Annotated in this window: 16 protein-coding genes; 12 read left to right on the forward strand and 4 right to left on the reverse strand. The window is 59.5% G+C overall.

The features are described 5' to 3' along the window. Window positions 1–40: 40 nt before the first annotated feature. Window positions 41–643 carry a peroxiredoxin gene (locus AC07OP_RS03685; protein ID WP_003172097.1) on the reverse strand — a complete coding sequence of 201 codons (603 nt, stop codon included), beginning with the start codon at window positions 641–643 and terminating at the stop codon, window positions 41–43. A 244-nt stretch (window positions 644–887) separates the two neighbouring features. Here AC07OP_RS03685 and AC07OP_RS03690 point away from each other — a divergent pair, with 244 nt between their 5' ends. Next, on the forward strand, window positions 888–1,106 hold the full coding sequence (locus tag AC07OP_RS03690; protein WP_074844072.1) for a bacterioferritin-associated ferredoxin: 219 nt from the start codon (window positions 888–890) through the stop codon (window positions 1,104–1,106). Window positions 1,107–1,308: 202 nt separating this feature from the next. Beyond that, window positions 1,309–1,779, forward strand: coding sequence for a bacterioferritin (gene bfr / locus AC07OP_RS03695; protein ID WP_012722487.1), 471 nt, complete (start codon window positions 1,309–1,311; stop codon window positions 1,777–1,779). 69 nt (window positions 1,780–1,848) lie between these two features. Here the strand turns inward: bfr and grxD are convergent, their stop codons facing one another. Next, complete coding sequence (gene grxD, locus AC07OP_RS03700; RefSeq protein ID WP_027604591.1) at window positions 1,849–2,187, reverse strand: Grx4 family monothiol glutaredoxin; 339 nt, start codon at window positions 2,185–2,187, stop codon at window positions 1,849–1,851. An 86-nt stretch (window positions 2,188–2,273) separates the two neighbouring features. Next, window positions 2,274–4,382 carry a molybdopterin oxidoreductase family protein gene (locus AC07OP_RS03705; protein ID WP_495100940.1) on the reverse strand — a complete coding sequence of 703 codons (2,109 nt, stop codon included), beginning with the start codon at window positions 4,380–4,382 and terminating at the stop codon, window positions 2,274–2,276. A 431-nt stretch (window positions 4,383–4,813) separates the two neighbouring features. Between AC07OP_RS03705 and argF the strand changes: the two genes are divergently transcribed. Continuing rightward, on the forward strand, window positions 4,814–5,734 hold the full coding sequence (argF, locus tag AC07OP_RS03710) for an ornithine carbamoyltransferase (protein ID WP_027604593.1): 921 nt from the start codon (window positions 4,814–4,816) through the stop codon (window positions 5,732–5,734). Beyond that, window positions 5,731–6,840 carry an ABC transporter ATP-binding protein gene (locus AC07OP_RS03715; RefSeq protein ID WP_065926527.1) on the forward strand — a complete coding sequence of 370 codons (1,110 nt, stop codon included), beginning with the start codon at window positions 5,731–5,733 and terminating at the stop codon, window positions 6,838–6,840. The genes argF and AC07OP_RS03715 overlap by 4 nt, the downstream gene beginning before the upstream one ends. Window positions 6,841–6,903: 63 nt before the next feature. Here AC07OP_RS03715 and ybaK read toward each other — a convergent pair whose 3' ends face one another. After that, window positions 6,904–7,374 carry a Cys-tRNA(Pro) deacylase gene (ybaK, locus tag AC07OP_RS03720; protein ID WP_027604595.1) on the reverse strand — a complete coding sequence of 157 codons (471 nt, stop codon included), beginning with the start codon at window positions 7,372–7,374 and terminating at the stop codon, window positions 6,904–6,906. A gap of 326 nt (window positions 7,375–7,700) precedes the next feature. On the opposite strand from ybaK, the gene AC07OP_RS03725 reads away from it, so the two are divergent. From AC07OP_RS03725 to AC07OP_RS03760, 8 genes are all read left to right on the forward strand, one after another. After that, window positions 7,701–8,555, forward strand: coding sequence for an MIP/aquaporin family protein (locus tag AC07OP_RS03725; protein ID WP_495100939.1), 855 nt, complete (start codon window positions 7,701–7,703; stop codon window positions 8,553–8,555). 76 nt (window positions 8,556–8,631) lie between these two features. Further along, window positions 8,632–10,137: a glycerol kinase GlpK gene (gene glpK / locus AC07OP_RS03730; RefSeq protein ID WP_065926529.1), complete on the forward strand. Its 1,506-nt coding sequence runs from the start codon at window positions 8,632–8,634 to the stop codon at window positions 10,135–10,137. Window positions 10,138–10,232: 95 nt separating this feature from the next. After that, a complete protein-coding gene (locus tag AC07OP_RS03735; protein ID WP_253493455.1) occupies window positions 10,233–10,988 on the forward strand; it encodes a DeoR/GlpR family transcriptional regulator in 756 nt (251 codons plus the stop codon). Between the two features lie 235 nt (window positions 10,989–11,223). After that, window positions 11,224–12,762 carry a glycerol-3-phosphate dehydrogenase gene (glpD, locus tag AC07OP_RS03740; RefSeq protein WP_495100938.1) on the forward strand — a complete coding sequence of 513 codons (1,539 nt, stop codon included), beginning with the start codon at window positions 11,224–11,226 and terminating at the stop codon, window positions 12,760–12,762. 312 nt (window positions 12,763–13,074) lie between these two features. Beyond that, a complete protein-coding gene (locus tag AC07OP_RS03745; RefSeq protein ID WP_115487721.1) occupies window positions 13,075–14,001 on the forward strand; it encodes a glutamate/aspartate ABC transporter substrate-binding protein in 927 nt (308 codons plus the stop codon). A gap of 194 nt (window positions 14,002–14,195) precedes the next feature. After that, a complete protein-coding gene (locus AC07OP_RS03750) occupies window positions 14,196–14,942 on the forward strand; it encodes an amino acid ABC transporter permease (RefSeq protein ID WP_024073702.1) in 747 nt (248 codons plus the stop codon). Continuing rightward, window positions 14,942–15,613, forward strand: coding sequence for an amino acid ABC transporter permease (locus AC07OP_RS03755; RefSeq protein WP_027604601.1), 672 nt, complete (start codon window positions 14,942–14,944; stop codon window positions 15,611–15,613). The genes AC07OP_RS03750 and AC07OP_RS03755 overlap by 1 nt, the downstream gene beginning before the upstream one ends. Continuing rightward, window positions 15,610–16,344, forward strand: coding sequence for an amino acid ABC transporter ATP-binding protein (locus tag AC07OP_RS03760; RefSeq protein WP_027604602.1), 735 nt, complete (start codon window positions 15,610–15,612; stop codon window positions 16,342–16,344). The genes AC07OP_RS03755 and AC07OP_RS03760 overlap by 4 nt, the downstream gene beginning before the upstream one ends. Window positions 16,345–16,370: the final 26 nt, after the last annotated feature.

Below are 16,370 nucleotides of genomic sequence, written 5' to 3' on the forward strand. Positions count from 1 at the left end.
GGCCTTCTCAGGCCGGTTTTTTTTGTCCCGCGAATCCGGCTTACAGCTTGCCAGCGTTCTCGGTCAGGTAAGCCGCAACGCCTTCTGGCGAAGCGTTCATGCCTTTGTCGCCTTTTTTCCAGTTGGCAGGGCAGACTTCTCCGTGCTCTTCGTGGAATTGCAGGGCGTCGACCAGACGGATCAGCTCTTCCATGTTACGGCCTAGCGGCAGGTCGTTGATGATCTGGGAGCGCACAACGCCTTTGTCGTCGATCAGGAACGCGCCACGGAACGCCACGCCGCCTTCGGATTCAACGTCATAGGCCTTGGCGATGTCGTGCTTCATGTCGGCAGCCATGGTGTATTTGACTTTGCCGATGCCGCCATCGTTGATGGCCGTGTTGCGCCAGGCGTTGTGGGTGAAATGGGAGTCGATGGAAACGGCAACCACTTCAACGTTACGTGCCTTGAAATCGTCCATGCGGTGGTCCAGAGCGATCAGCTCCGAAGGGCAGACGAAGGTGAAGTCCAGCGGGTAGAAGAACACCAGGCCGTATTTGCCTTTGATGGCTTCAGACAGTTTGAAGCTGTCAACGATTTCGCCATTGCCGAGCACGGCAGGTACGTCGAAATCCGGGGCTTGTTTGCCGACGAGTACGCTCATTGGGTATCTCCTGATGTAAGGGTGACGATTGAAGTAAAAGGACCGGCCTTGAGTCTGCCGCATTCAAGCGACAGCCCTGTGACGCAGTCACGCTTCGTGAAGACCGACCATCATACACTGAAAAAACCGTTCGTCAGCGTGAGGGCGGTGCAGGCGAATACCCTACGAATCTACTTTGACAATCATTCTCGTTAACATTAAGATCCATCGCACTTAAGCCTTAAACCCGCGACGGTTCTCCCTTATGTATGTGTGCCTGTGTACCGGCGTCACCGACGGACAAATCCGCGAAGCAATCTATGAAGGTTGCTGCAGCTACAAGGAAGTGCGTGAAACCACCGGCGTTGCCAGTCAATGTGGTAAATGTGCTTGCCTCGCCAAGCAAGTGGTACGGGAAACCCTGACGCAGCTGCAAACAGCCCAGGCAGCTGTTCCCTACTCAGCAGAATTTACACACGCTTAAATAGGCGTGTTTTGAAGAACCGGACCGAGTGTCCGGTTTTTTTTATGCCTGTAATTCAATTAGTTAGCGCTAAGACGCGGAACACAAACATTCTTATTCCGATTAATTTTCATTTATTATTCAATAACTTAGGTTTGACACTAGGGTTTTCGCCGCTCAAACTCCGCCTTATACACAGCTACTACAGGGCAGGACCCCAGTCATGAAAGGCGACATTTCAGTCATCCAGCAACTCAACAAAATCCTTGCCAATGAACTGGTCGCGATCAATCAGTACTTCCTGCATGCGCGCATGTACGACGATTGGGGCCTGGAAAAGCTTGGCAAGCGTGAATACAAAGAATCCATCAAGGCCATGAAGGACGCAGACGCGCTGATCAAGCGCATCCTGTTCCTCGAAGGCCTGCCGAACGTACAGGACCTGGGCAAGCTGAACATCGGCGAGCACACCCAGGAAATGATCAGCAGCGACCTGGGCTTTGAACGCAAGAGCCACAGCGACCTCAAGGCCGCCATCGCACATTGCGAGACCAAGGGCGACTTCGGCAGCCGTGAGCTGCTGGAAGATATCCTCGAAGACCAGGAAGAACATATCGACTGGCTGGAAACCCAACTGGGCCTGATCGATAAAGTCAGCCTGGAAAACTACCTGCAATCGCAGATGGGTGAATAACCCCGTCGCCCACAGGTACAAAAAAGCCCCGCTCTCTCACGAGAAGCGGGGCTTTTTATTGCAGGCGAATCAAGCGTCGGTCTTGGCCGCCGCGTTTGCCGCTGCATCTTTGATCAACGCCTGCAACGAACCATCAGCCGCCATTTCGGTGATGATATCGCTACCGCCGACCAGCTCACCGGCTACCCACAGTTGCGGGAAGGTAGGCCAGTTGGCGTACTTCGGCAGGTTGGCGCGGATTTCCGGGTTTTGCAGGATATCCACGTAAGCGAACTTCTCGCCACACTGCATAACAGCCTGGGAAGCCTTCGCGGAGAAACCGCACTGAGGAGCGTTAGGTGCGCCCTTCATGTAAAGCAGAATGGTGTTGTTGGCAATCTGCTCTTTGATCGTTTCGATGATATCCATGGAACACCTCGGCTGGAACTTTGCGACTCACAGGTCGGCACGGTGGCGCATTGTAACGCAAAATTCCAACGCGGTGCTCGGGCTCCTTATGCGGCAGCGACTTGGACCGGTACGCCATTCAATGCCGCATTGCCCGATAACTCATCCAATTGCCGCTCGTCGGTCAAGTCATTCGCGCTCGCCCCCGGTTGCTCGCTGGCGATGGTCATCTGGACGCCAGGACGGGCGTGGCCCCAACCATGGGGCAGGCTGACCACGCCGGGCATCATGTCCAGGCTGGCGACCACCTCCACCTCGATCATGCCGATACGTGAACTGACGCGCACCCGCTGGCCGTCTGCCAACTGGCGACTGGCCAGGTCGTCGGGATGCATATGCAACTGGTGCCGAGGCTTGCCCTTCACCAGCCGGTGATAGTTATGCATCCAGGAATTATTACTGCGCACATGGCGACGGCCGATCAGCAGCAACTCGTCAGCCACAGGCATCGGCTGCGCCGCAAAGCGCGCCAGATCCGCCAGAATCACTGCCGGTGCCGCCTGCACCTTGCCATCCACGGTTTTCAACCGCGCTGCGAGATTTGGCTGGAGCGGTCCCAAGTCCATGCCATGGGGATGATCCGCCAGCTTCGCCACCGACAACTGATGGCTCGACGCATCACCATAAGCGCCGGCGCGCAGGCCGAAGTCGATCATTTGCGCAGGCGGCATGGTGGGCTTGAGCGCCATACCGGCCTGCGCAGCGAATGCCGTGGCCAGGCCGACAAAAATCTCCCAGTCATGCAACGCCCCCTCAGGCTTGGGCAGAATCGCGCGATTGAAACGGGTGACATTGCGCACGGCGAACATGTTGAACGTGGTGTCGTAGTGGTCGTTCTCCAGCGCCGAAGTGGACGGCAGGATCAGATCGGCATAACGCGTGGTCTCGTTGATATAGAGGTCGATGCTGACCATGAACTCCAAGCCGTCCAGCGCCTGCTCCAACTGGCGGCCATTGGGGGTCGACAGCACCGGGTTGCCCGCCACCGTCACCAGCGCGCGGATCTGCCCTTCGCCGCCGGTGAGCATTTCTTCGGCCAATGCAGACACTGGCAACTCGCCGCCGTACTCCGGGCGCCCGGACACGCGACTCTGCCAGCGATTGAAATGCCCGCCACCGGTGGACGCGACCAAATCCACTGCCGGACTGGTGCATAACGCACCGCCCTCGCGGTCGAGGTTGCCCGTGACCAGGTTGATCAACTGCACCAGCCAATGACACAGCGTACCGAACGCCTGGGTCGACACACCCATGCGCCCGTAGCACACCGCTTTATCCGCAGCAGCGAAATCCCGTGCCAACTGGCGAATCTGCCCGGCGGGTACGGCACACTGGCGGCTCATGGCTTCGGCGGTAAAACCGAGGATCGCACGGCGCACCTCCTCAAGGCCCTCTACCGGCAAATGACTGTCACGCGTCAGGTTCTCGGTGAACAGCGTGTTGAGTACCCCGAACAGCAACGCCGCATCCCCACCAGGCCGCACGAACAGATGCTGATCAGCGATCGCCGCCGTCTCACTGCGCCGAGGATCGACCACCACCACCTTGCCGCCCCGGGCCTGGATAGCCTTGAGACGCTTCTCCACATCGGGCACGGTCATGATGCTGCCGTTGGAGGCCAGCGGGTTGCCGCCCAGGATCAGCATGAAGTCGGTGTGGTCGATGTCCGGAATCGGCAGCAACAGGCCATGGCCGTACATGAGGTGGCTGGTGAGGTGATGGGGCAACTGGTCTACGGAGGTGGCAGAAAACCGATTGCGCGTCTTGAGCTGGCCGAGGAAGTAGTTGCTGTGGGTCATCAGCCCATAGTTGTGCACGCTGGGGTTGCCCTGATACACCGCCACCGCATGCTGCCCATGCCGCGCCTGGATGCCCGCCAGCCGCTCGGCGACCAGGGCAAATGCCTCATCCCACGGGATTGGCTGCCATTCGCTGCCCACCCGCAACATGGGCTGGTGCAGGCGGTCAGGATCATTCTGGATGTCCTGCAACGCCACGGCCTTCGGGCAGATATGGCCGCGACTGAAGCTGTCCAGCGTGTCGCCCTTGATCGAGGTAATCGCCAGGCTGCCGTCTTCGGCTTGGGTGGTTTCCAGGGTCAGGCCACAGATGGCTTCACACAGGTGGCAGGCACGGTGGTGGAGAGTCTTGGTCATGGCCAGTCTCTTTATTGGGCTTTGGCCTGACTATGGGCCGTGACCATGACAGGCGCCAGCATCGTTCGTCCTGTGAATCGATAGCCATCAGGCCAGGCCATGCACAAACATGAGCAAATGTTACAGAACCTGTCATCAACCTCTGAAACCGACGCAGCCTGATCCAGGCCCGCCCCCGCGCATTGCAAAAGGTGATGGCGTCAGTGTACAAATGGCCCGCTGCTGTCAGGAAATCGTCTTCAAAAGCGCTCTCGCGCCCTTCTTGAACACCCCTAAAAACGTAGCCCTATTGGTAAGACGCGACATTTAATGTCAATATCGCGCCTTCCCCTATTTCGTCGCCCCGTGCGGCTTTCGCCGCAGGTCTCGCCCGTTGTCACAATAAACAAGGCTTTGAGTATCTGCGGTCTGTTGCAAAAAGGTAGTTAATGATGAGCGCAAGGCACTTTCTCTCCCTGATGGATTGCACGCCCGAAGAGCTGGTCAGCGTGATCCGTCGAGGCATTGAGCTTAAAGACCTGCGTAACCGCGGCGTACTGTTCGAGCCTTTGAAAAACCGCGTGCTCGGGATGATTTTCGAGAAGTCGTCGACCCGCACTCGCCTGTCGTTCGAAGCCGGCATGATCCAGCTGGGTGGCCAGGCCATCTTCCTGTCGCCGCGTGACACCCAACTGGGCCGTGGCGAGCCGATCAGCGACTGCGCGATCGTCATGTCGCGCATGCTCGATGCGGTGATGATCCGTACCTTCGCCCACAGCACCCTGACCGAATTCGCCGCCAACTCGCGTGTGCCGGTAATCAACGGTCTGTCCGATGACCTGCACCCATGCCAGTTGCTGGCCGACATGCAGACCTTCCTTGAGCACCGTGGCTCGATCCAAGGCAAGACCGTGGCCTGGATCGGTGACGGCAACAACATGTGCAACAGCTATATAGAAGCGGCGATTCAGTTCGACTTCCACCTGCGCATCGCCTGTCCGGAAGGCTTCGAACCGGCCGCCGAGTTCCTGGCCAAGGCCGATGGCCGTGTGCAGATCCTGCGCGATCCAAAGGATGCAGCGATCGGCGCCCACCTGGTCAGCACCGACGTCTGGACCTCCATGGGCCAGGAAGACGAAACCGCCAAGCGCCTGGCCCTGTTCGCGCCCTTCCAGGTGACCCGCGCCCTGCTCGACATGGCCGCGCCGGACGTGCTGTTCATGCACTGCCTGCCCGCCCACCGGGGTGAGGAAATCAGCCTCGACCTGCTCGATGACCCACGCTCCGTGGCCTGGGACCAGGCCGAGAACCGCCTGCACGCGCAAAAAGCCCTGCTCGAATTCCTCGTCGAACCGGCGTACCACCACGCATGAGCCAGCCATTACTGCTGAACTTGCGCAATCTGGCATGCGGTTACCAGGATCAACGGGTGGTGCAGAACCTCAATCTGCACCTCAACGCGGGCGATATCGGCTGCCTGCTGGGTTCTTCGGGCTGTGGCAAAACCACGACCTTGCGCGCGATTGCCGGGTTTGAGCCGGTGCATGAAGGCGAAATCAGCCTAGCGGGCGAAGTGATCTCCAGCGCCGGTTTTACCCTGGCGCCGGAGAAACGTCGTATCGGCATGGTGTTCCAGGACTACGCGCTGTTTCCCCATCTCAGCGTGGCCGACAACATCGCCTTCGGCATTCGCAAGCACCCGCAAAAAGACCGTGTGGTCGCCGAACTGCTGGAGCTGGTCAACCTCAAGAACCTGGGCAAGCGTTTCCCCCACGAACTGTCGGGCGGCCAGCAACAACGCGTCGCCCTCGCCCGCGCCCTGGCACCGGAGCCGCAGCTGTTGCTGCTGGACGAACCGTTCTCCAACCTCGACGGCGAACTGCGGCGCAAGCTCAGCCACGAGGTACGAGACATTCTCAAGGCACGGGGCACCAGTGCGATCCTGGTCACCCATGACCAGGAAGAGGCATTCGCCGTGAGTGATCACGTCGGGGTGTTCAAGGAGGGCCGCCTGGAGCAATGGGATACCCCTTACAACCTCTATCACGAACCCCTGACGCCGTATGTCGCCAGCTTTATCGGCCAGGGTTATTTCATTCGTGGCCAGTTGAGTTCGCCCGAGTCCGTCCACACCGAACTGGGCGACCTGCGCGGAAACCGCGCCTACACCTGGCCTACGGGGGGGGCCGTGGACGTCTTGCTGCGCCCGGACGACATCGTCTACGCGCCGGACAGTGCCTTGAAAGCGCGGATCGTCGGCAAGACCTTCCTTGGCGCGTCGACCCTGTACCGCCTGCAACTGCCGACCGGCGCGCAGTTGGAGTCGATTTTCCCCAGCCATGCCGACCATCAGGTGGGCGCGCAAGTGGGCATTCGCGTGGCCGCTGAGCATCTGGTGCTGTTCCAGGCCTCAGGCAGCGTCGCGGCGCAGGTTCCTCACGCCGAATCCGGCGTACGACGCTACAGCCCGGCTGGCTGAGTCAATGATCAACGTGTGGGAGGGGCAAGCCTCCTCCCACATTGGTTATCCAGGATACCGGGACTACGCCCGGCCAATTTCTGCGAATTTGGCCTGGGTATGTTCCGCCAGCACTGCGGCGGACAACTCCACTTCCAGTCCCCTTCTCCCCGCACTCACAAAAATTGTCGCGAACGGCTGTGCCGTTACATCAATAAATGTGCGCAGCCGCTTTTTCTGCCCCAGTGGGCTGATGCCTCCCAGCAGGTAACCGGTGGAACGCTGCGCCGCTGCCGGATCAGCCATTTCGACTTTTTTCACACCCGCCGCATGAGCCAGGGCCTTGAGGTCCAGACTTCCGACGACCGGCACCACAGCCACCAATAATTCGCCTTTTTCACTGCTGGCCAACAAGGTCTTGAACACCTGCGCCGGGTCGAGGCCCAATTTTTCTGCGGCCTCCAGGCCATAGGAGGCCGCCTTGGGGTCGTGTTCATAACTGTGGATGCGATGTTCGGCGCGAACTTTTTTCAACAAATCCAATGCGGGGGTCATGACCTCTCCGAGCGTGGCAAACAGACGGCCAATTCTAGGCCAAGCCCGCATAAAACGCTCTAGTCCGCCCTCTCCGTCCACAACACTTAACGTGGCGAGCGTGATCATTCATCAAACCAATAGTTGGAAAGTGACCAACAGTTCACTTTCGACCTTTGACAGCCGTCATTCTTGTCTATATTTTTTCGTTTCCGAATACTGTAGGAATACACCTGCAGCGTTCCAGCAGTAAGCCGTGTCTTGGATGGGGATCCTCGTCACGGTGAAAATCGCGCAACCGTCCGTTGAGGCAGTGCGCCAGACAAGAACAACAATCGAGGTTTTCCATGACAACTGCTCTTCAACAGCCTTCACTTTCGAGCCAATGCATGGCCGAGTTCCTGGGGACTGCGCTTCTGATCTTCTTCGGTACAGGCTGCGTTGCTGCGCTCAAGGTCGCGGGTGCTAGCTTCGGGTTGTGGGAAATCAGCATCATCTGGGGGATCGGCGTCAGCATGGCGATCTACCTGAGCGCCGGTATTTCCGGGGCTCACCTCAATCCGGCGGTCAGTATCGCCCTGTGTATTTTTGCCGACTTCGACAAGCGCAAACTGCCGTTCTACATCCTGGCCCAAATCGCCGGGGCCTTCTGCTCGGCGGCGCTGGTGTACACGCTCTATAGCAATCTCTTTTTCGATTACGAACAAACCCACCATCTGGTGCGCGGCACCCAGGCCAGCCTGGAATTGGCCTCGGTGTTCTCCACCTACCCCCATGCACTGCTGAGCACGGCGCAGGCCTTCCTGGTGGAAATGGTCATTACCGCGATCCTGATGGGCGTGATCATGGCCCTGACCGATGACAACAACGGCCTGCCGCGTGGTCCGCTGGCACCACTGCTGATTGGCCTGCTGATTGCGGTCATCGGCAGTGCCATGGGCCCGCTGACCGGCTTTGCGATGAACCCGGCGCGGGATTTCGGGCCCAAGCTGATGACCTTTTTCGCTGGCTGGGGTGAAATGGCCTTCACTGGCGGCCGCGATATTCCTTACTTCCTGGTTCCGATTTTCGCGCCGATTGTCGGCGCATGCCTCGGTGCTGCGGCCTATCGCGGGCTGATTGCCCGTCACTTGCCGAGCGCCGCACCTGCTCTAGCTGAAACAACTGACACGGCTGTCAACGGCAAGACTCGTATTTCCTGAAAGCGCCAGCCTGGTCCTCTGCCCTTCGCGGCCCCGGCTGATTTCTGACTTCCTTATTTCGTCCAAGGCAATTGACATGACCGACATCGAGAATAAGAACTACATCATTGCCCTTGATCAGGGCACCACCAGTTCCCGAGCGATCATCTTCGATCGCGACGCCAACGTGGTCTGCACCGCCCAACGTGAATTCACCCAGCACTACCCGCAAGCCGGCTGGGTCGAACATGACCCGATGGAAATCTTCGCCACCCAGAGCGCGGTGATGGTCGAGGCCCTGGCACAAGCCGGCCTGCACCATGACCAGGTCGCCGCCATCGGTATCACCAACCAGCGTGAAACCACCGTGGTCTGGGACAAAGTCACCGGCCGCCCGATCTACAACGCCATCGTCTGGCAGTGCCGCCGCAGCACCGAGATCTGCCAGCAGCTCAAGCGCGACGGCCACGAGCAATACATCAACGACACCACCGGCCTGGTCACCGACCCGTACTTCTCCGGCACCAAGCTCAAGTGGATCCTCGATAACGTCGAAGGCAGCCGCGAGCGTGCGCGCAACGGCGAGCTGCTGTTCGGCACCATCGACAGCTGGCTGATCTGGAAATTTACCGGCGGCAAAACCCACGTCACCGACTACACCAACGCCTCGCGCACCATGCTCTTCAACATCCACACCCTGGAGTGGGATGCGAAGATGCTGGAGATCCTTGACGTTCCGCGGGAAATGCTGCCGGAAGTGAAGTCTTCCTCCGAGATCTACGGCCGCACCAAAAGCGGCATCGCTATCGGCGGTATCGCCGGTGACCAGCAAGCGGCGCTGTTTGGCCAGATGTGCGTGGAGGCCGGCCAGGCCAAGAATACCTACGGCACCGGCTGCTTCCTGCTGATGAACACCGGTGATAAAGCAGTGAAATCCAAGCACGGCATGCTCACCACCATCGCCTGTGGCCCCCGTGGCGAAGTAGCCTATGCGCTGGAAGGCGCGGTGTTCAACGGCGGCTCTACCGTGCAATGGCTGCGTGACGAGCTGAAAATCATCGCCGATGCCACCGACACCGAATACTTCGCCGGCAAGGTCAAGGACAGCAACGGCGTGTACCTGGTCCCGGCCTTCACCGGCCTGGGCGCCCCCTACTGGGACCCGTATGCCCGTGGCGCACTGTTTGGCCTGACCCGCGGCGTACGCGTGGATCACATTATTCGTGCCGCCCTGGAGTCGATTGCCTACCAGACCCGCGACGTACTCGACGCCATGCAACAGGACTCGGGCGAACGCCTCAAGGCCCTGCGTGTGGACGGCGGTGCGGTGGCCAACAACTTTCTGATGCAGTTCCAGGCCGACATCCTCGGCACCCAGGTCGAACGTCCGCAAATGCGTGAAACCACGGCACTCGGCGCCGCCTACCTGGCAGGCCTGGCCTGTGGCTTCTGGGGCAGCCTCGACGAGCTGCGCGGCAAGGCCGTGATCGAGCGCGAATTCGAACCGCAACTGGAAGAAGCCGCCAAGGAAAAACTCTACGCCGGCTGGCAAAAAGCGGTGAGCCGCACCCGTGACTGGGAGCCCCACGAAGGCGCCGAATAAGCCAAGCGCCAGCCCTATATCGGGTTGCAACTGGCAGGGAGCAGATTCCTGCGTCATCATGGGCCACTTTTGTATGGCAGCCCAAAGGACGCCCCATGAATCTGCCTCCCCGCCAGCAGCAAATCCTCGAACTGGTCCGCGAACGCGGCTACGTCAGTATCGAGGAAATGGCGCAGCTATTCGTTGTCACCCCGCAAACCATCCGCCGCGATATCAACCAACTGGCGGACGCCAATCTGCTGCGCCGCTACCACGGCGGCGCGGCCTATGACTCCAGTGTCGAGAACACCGCGTACGCCATGCGCGCCGACCAGATGCGCGATGAGAAACAACGCATCGGCGAAGCCATCGCGGCGCAAATTCCCGATCACGCCTCGCTGTTCATCAATATAGGCACCACCACGGAATCCATTGCCCGTGCGCTGCTCAACCACAACCACCTGAAAATCATCACCAACAACCTCAACGTCGCCACCATGCTCAGCGCCAAGGACGACTTCGATGTGTTGCTGACCGGCGGTAATGTGCGCCGTGACGGCGGCGTGGTGGGTCAGGCCAGTGTCGACTTCATCAACCAGTTCAAGGTCGACTTCGCATTGGTGGGTATCAGTGGCATCGACGAGGACGGCAGCCTGCTGGACTTCGACTACCAGGAAGTCCGGGTTTCCCAGGCGATCATCGCCAATGCACGCCAGGTGATCCTGGCGGCGGACTCCAGCAAATTCGGGCGCAATGCCATGATTCGACTGGGGCCGATCAGCCTGGTGGACTGCCTGGTGACGGATCGGGAGCCGGTGCCGGCCTTGGTGCAGCTGTTGAACCAGCACAAGGTTCGCCTGGAAGTCGTATAGCGCCTGCACTGATGCCATCGGGGCGACGATTCGACTTGCCCCCGATGGCGATCTGTCTGACAGGCCATTTCTAAAGCCTGCCGCGGTTTCATGTTCACAAATTTTCCTTTTCCCGCCCTTCGATGAGTTTTTTCAATCGAAGTCGACTGGCTGTGCCCACGTTTATCAGCTACCATTTTCGCAAATGAACATTAATGTTCGAATTCCAATACGAAAAAGCTCCCGAGGCCAGTCGATGAACCCTTCTACCTTGCCTGCTCCACCGCTTGCCGAAGTCTATGACGTTGCCGTAATCGGTGGCGGGATCAACGGCGTCGGCATTGCAGCAGACGCAGCCGGTCGCGGTTTGTCGGTATTCCTTTGCGAAAAGGACGACCTGGCCAGCCACACCTCCTCCGCCAGCAGCAAGCTGATCCACGGCGGCCTGCGCTACCTCGAACATTACGAATTCCGCCTGGTACGCGAAGCCCTGGCTGAACGTGAAGTGCTGCTGGCCAAGGCCCCGCACATCGTCAAGCAGATGCGCTTCGTCCTGCCACACCGCCCCCACCTGCGCCCGGCGTGGATGATCCGTGCCGGCCTGTTCCTCTATGACCACTTGGGCAAGCGCGAGAAACTCGCCGGCTCCAAGAGCCTCAAGTTCGGTCCCGACAGCCCGCTGAAAAGCGAAATCACCAAAGGCTTCGAATACTCCGACTGCTGGGTCGACGACGCCCGCCTGGTGGTCCTCAACGCCATGGCCGCCCGTGAAAAAGGTGCGCATATCCATACTCAGACCCGCTGCATCAGTGCCCATCGCAGCAATGGCATATGGGACATGAACATGGAACGCGCCGATGGCAGCCTGTTCTCGATCCGTGCCCGCGCCCTGGTGAACGCCGCCGGCCCGTGGGTCGCCAAGTTCATCAAGGACGACCTGAAGCTGGACTCGCCCTACGGTATCCGCCTGATCCAGGGCAGCCACCTGATCGTGCCGAAACTGTATGAAGGCGCCCACGCGCACATCCTGCAGAACGAAGACCAGCGCATCGTCTTCACCATTCCGTATCTGAACCACCTGACCATCATCGGCACCACCGACCGCGAATACACCGGCGACCCGGCGAAAGTGGCGATCACCGAAGGCGAAACCGACTACATGCTCAAGGTGGTCAATGCGCACTTCAAGAAACAGCTGAGCCGCGACGACATCGTCCACACCTACTCGGGTGTGCGCCCACTGTGCAACGACGAGTCGGACAACCCGTCGGCCATTACCCGTGACTACACCCTGTCGCTGTCCGGTGGTACGGGCGAGGCGCCGATCCTGTCGGTGTTCGGCGGCAAGCTGACCACCTACCGCAAGCTCGCCGAATCGGCGATGGCGCAACTGGCCCCGTACTTCACGCAGATGCGTCCCAGCTGGACCGCCACCGCGAGCCTGCCCGGCGGCGAGGACATGACCACGCCAGAAGCCCTGGCCGAGGCCATTCGCAGCAAATTCGACTGGTTGCCGAGCGAGATCGCGCGCCGCTGGTCCACCACCTATGGCAGCCGCACCTGGCGCCTGCTCGAAGGCGTGCAGTCGCTGGCTGACCTGGGTGAACATTTGGGGGGCGGCCTGTACACCCGCGAGGTTGACTACCTGTGTGCCGAGGAATGGGTAACCCAGCCCCAGGACGTGCTCTGGCGCCGGACCAAACTCGGCCTGTTCACCACCCCACAGGAACAGGATAACGTGCAACGCTACCTGTCCAAGGTTGAGCAGACCCGCAGCAAGATCGAAGCGGCCTGACAGGCCCGTCGTACAAAAGCCCCTGCGCCGTAAGGCCCAGGGGCTTTTTTATAGCGCCTGGCATTCGGTTTTCCGAACGCCACAGGCAAGCCTATTCGGTTTACCGGATCAAACGGTTACATATTTGTCGTCATACAAAATTAATCCTCATGTAAATCAACTTGTTAAGCTTTTATTTCCGGTCTGGCACGACTCATGCTCTACACTCCTAGACGATTGCCTGGGACGCTTCAGGAGCCGTCACGGGCATTCGCTGTACAAGAGAGCCGTCTAGCCGGCTTCATAAAAAAAACAAATGTCGAGGAAGTATTGATGCGCATCGTTCCCCATTTCCTGGGCGCAGCTATCGCTGCTGCTCTGATCAGCACTCCAGTTTTTGCCGCCGAACTCACCGGCACACTGAAGAAAATCAACGACTCCGGCACCATCACCCTCGGGCACCGCGACAGCTCCATTCCGTTTTCCTACATTGCGGATGGTTCGGGCAAACCTGTGGGCTACTCCCACGACATTCAGTTGGCCATCGTCGAAGCCCTGAAAAAAGACCTGAACAAACCCGATCTGCAGGCCAAGTACAACCTGGTCACCTCGCAGACCCGTATTCCGCTGGTTCAGAACGGCACCGTCGACATCGAGTGCGGTTCCACCACCAACAACGCCGAACGCGCCCAGCAAGTCGCCTTCACCACCAACATTTTCGAAATCGGCACTCGTCTGCTGGTCAAGAAAGACAAGGAAGGCAAGCCTAGCTACGCCGACTTCGCCGACCTGAAAGGCAAGAACGTCGTGACCACCGCCGGCACCACGTCCGAGCGCATCATCAAGGCGATGAACGCTGACAAGCAGATGGGCATGAACGTCATCTCCGCCAAAGACCATGGCGAGTCCTTCCAGATGCTGGAAAGCGGCCGTGCCGTAGCCTTCATGATGGACGACGCCCTGCTGGCCGGTGAAGAAGCCAAGGCCAAGAAGCCGGATGACTGGGTCATCACCGGTACTCCACAGTCCTTCGAAGCCTACGCGTGCATGGTTCGCAAAGAAGACCCTGCCTTCAAGAAAGCGGTGGATGACGCCATTGTTGGCCTGTACAAGTCCGGCGAAATCAACAAGATCTACGCCAAGTGGTTCGAAAGCCCGATCCCACCCAAAAACCTGAACCTGAACTTCCCAATGAGCGACAAGGTTAAGGAACTGATCAAGAACCCGACCGACAAGCCGGCGCCTGAAGTAAAAATCTGATTCCTGACTAACCTTATCGCCTGAGGGAGCCTACCCTCCCTCAGGCGTCTGTTACTACCTGCTGGCTATACTTTGGAACACTCGACCTGGCGGTTTTCGAGCCGATCGCGTGTGCCTGGCGTTCATCGCCGGGCGGGAATGGACTTTCCCCAAGCGGGTGCTTGTACATCGATCGATCTCGAGGGGAGACCCTAATGAATTACAACTGGGACTGGGGCGTGTTCTTCAAGTCCACCGGCGTGGGCAGCGAGACTTATCTCGACTGGTACATCGCCGGCCTGGGCTGGACCATCGCCATCGCTGTCGTGGCATGGATTATCGCCTTGCTGCTGGGCTCCATTCTGGGGGTCATGCGCACCGTGCCAAACCGCCTCGTATCAGGCATCGCGACCTGCTACGTGGAGCTGTTTCGTAACGTGCCGCTGCTGGTGCAGCTGTTCATCTGGTACTTCCTGATACCCGACCTGCTGCCGCAGAACCTGCAGGACTGGTACAAGCAGGACCTCAACCCGACCACCTCAGCCTACCTGAGCGTTGTCGTGTGCCTGGGCCTGTTCACCGCTGCCCGTGTGTGCGAGCAAGTGCGTACCGGTATCCAGGCGCTGCCACGTGGCCAAGAGGCCGCTGCACGTGCCATGGGCTTCAAGTTGCCGCAGATCTACTGGAACGTGCTGCTGCCCCAGGCCTACCGGATCATCATTCCGCCGCTTACCTCGGAATTCCTCAACGTCTTCAAGAACTCCTCCGTGGCGTCCTTGATCGGCCTGATGGAACTGCTGGCGCAAACCAAACAGACCGCCGAGTTCTCGGCCAACCTGTTTGAAGCCTTCACCCTGGCCACGCTGATCTACTTCACCCTGAACATGAGCCTGATGCTGCTGATGCGCGTGGTCGAGAAGAAAGTCGCCGTGCCCGGCCTGATCTCCGTGGGGGGTAAATAATGGAACTCGATTTCAGCGGCATCATCCCCGCCATCCCGGGCCTGTGGAACGGCATGGTCATGACCTTGAAGCTGATGGTCATGGGCGTGATCGGCGGCATCGCGCTGGGTACGATCCTCGCACTGATGCGCCTGTCGTCCAGCAAACTGCTGTCCCGGGTGGCCGGCGCCTATGTGAACTACTTCCGCTCGATCCCGCTGCTGCTGGTGATCACCTGGTTCTACCTGGCGGTGCCGTTCGTGCTGCGCTGGATCACCGGCGAAGACACCCCGATCGGCGCGTTCACCTCCTGCGTCGTGGCATTCATGATGTTCGAGGCGGCCTACTTCTGCGAGATCGTGCGGGCCGGCGTGCAGTCGATCCCCAAGGGCCAGATGGCGGCGGCACAGGCAATGGGCATGACCTATGGCCAGACCATGCGCCTGATCATCCTGCCCCAGGCGTTCCGCAAGATGACCCCGTTGCTGCTGCAACAGTCGATCATCCTGTTCCAGGACACCTCGCTGGTCTACACCGTGGGCCTGGTGGACTTCCTCAACTCCGCCCGCTCCAACGGCGACATCATCGGGCGCTCCAATGAGTTCCTGATCTTCGCCGGTGTCGTCTACTTCATCATCAGCTTTTCCGCCTCGCTGCTGGTCAAGCGTCTGCAAAAAAGGTTTGCCGTATGATCTCGATCAAGAACATCAACAAGTGGTATGGCGACTTCCAGGTGCTGACCGATTGCAGCACCGAGGTTAAAAAAGGCGAAGTGATCGTGGTGTGCGGGCCATCGGGCTCGGGCAAGTCCACCCTGATCAAGTGCGTCAACGCGCTGGAACCGTTCCAGAAAGGCGACATAATCGTCGACGGCACGTCCATTGCCGACCCGAAGACCAACCTGCCGAAACTGCGTTCGCGCGTGGGCATGGTGTTCCAGCACTTCGAGCTGTTCCCGCACCTGACCATCACCGAAAACCTGACCATCGCACAGATCAAGGTGCTCGGCCGCAGCAAGGAAGAAGCCACCAAGAAAGGCCTGCAACTGCTTGAGCGCGTCGGCCTGTCGGCGCACGCCCACAAGCACCCGGGCCAGCTTTCCGGTGGCCAGCAGCAACGTGTGGCGATCGCCCGCGCCCTGGCCATGGACCCGATCGTCATGCTGTTCGACGAACCGACCTCGGCCCTCGACCCGGAAATGGTCAACGAAGTACTGGACGTGATGGTGCAACTGGCCCAGGAAGGCATGACCATGATGTGCGTCACCCACGAAATGGGCTTTGCCCGCAAAGTGGCCGACCGCGTGATCTTCATGGACGCCGGCAAGATCATCGAGGACTGCCCGAAGGAAGAGTTCTTCGGCGACATCAGCGCCCGCTCCGAGCGCGCGCAGCACTTCCTTGAGAAAATCCTGCAGCACTAAGTACCACCCAGCTGTGGTGAAGGGGC

The sequence above is a fragment of the Pseudomonas sp. GW821-FHT09D08 genome (assembly GCF_059416305.1).

Coding starts and splice junctions, on each gene's coding strand:
- grxD (WP_027604591.1), bottom strand. CDS start 2,187: ATGGATATCATCGAAACGATCAAAGAGCAGATTGCCAACAACACCATT.
- AC07OP_RS03705 (WP_495100940.1), bottom strand. CDS start 4,382: ATGACCAAGACTCTCCACCACCGTGCCTGCCACCTGTGTGAAGCCATC.
- AC07OP_RS03745 (WP_115487721.1), top strand. CDS start 13,075: ATGCGCATCGTTCCCCATTTCCTGGGCGCAGCTATCGCTGCTGCTCTG.
- AC07OP_RS03760 (WP_027604602.1), top strand. CDS start 15,610: ATGATCTCGATCAAGAACATCAACAAGTGGTATGGCGACTTCCAGGTG.
- glpD (WP_495100938.1), top strand. CDS start 11,224: ATGAACCCTTCTACCTTGCCTGCTCCACCGCTTGCCGAAGTCTATGAC.
- AC07OP_RS03735 (WP_253493455.1), top strand. CDS start 10,233: ATGAATCTGCCTCCCCGCCAGCAGCAAATCCTCGAACTGGTCCGCGAA.
- ybaK (WP_027604595.1), bottom strand. CDS start 7,374: ATGACCCCCGCATTGGATTTGTTGAAAAAAGTTCGCGCCGAACATCGC.
- AC07OP_RS03690 (WP_074844072.1), top strand. CDS start 888: ATGTATGTGTGCCTGTGTACCGGCGTCACCGACGGACAAATCCGCGAA.
- glpK (WP_065926529.1), top strand. CDS start 8,632: ATGACCGACATCGAGAATAAGAACTACATCATTGCCCTTGATCAGGGC.
- AC07OP_RS03685 (WP_003172097.1), bottom strand. CDS start 643: ATGAGCGTACTCGTCGGCAAACAAGCCCCGGATTTCGACGTACCTGCC.
- AC07OP_RS03755 (WP_027604601.1), top strand. CDS start 14,942: ATGGAACTCGATTTCAGCGGCATCATCCCCGCCATCCCGGGCCTGTGG.
- AC07OP_RS03725 (WP_495100939.1), top strand. CDS start 7,701: ATGACAACTGCTCTTCAACAGCCTTCACTTTCGAGCCAATGCATGGCC.
- argF (WP_027604593.1), top strand. CDS start 4,814: ATGAGCGCAAGGCACTTTCTCTCCCTGATGGATTGCACGCCCGAAGAG.
- AC07OP_RS03750 (WP_024073702.1), top strand. CDS start 14,196: ATGAATTACAACTGGGACTGGGGCGTGTTCTTCAAGTCCACCGGCGTG.
- bfr (WP_012722487.1), top strand. CDS start 1,309: ATGAAAGGCGACATTTCAGTCATCCAGCAACTCAACAAAATCCTTGCC.
- AC07OP_RS03715 (WP_065926527.1), top strand. CDS start 5,731: ATGAGCCAGCCATTACTGCTGAACTTGCGCAATCTGGCATGCGGTTAC.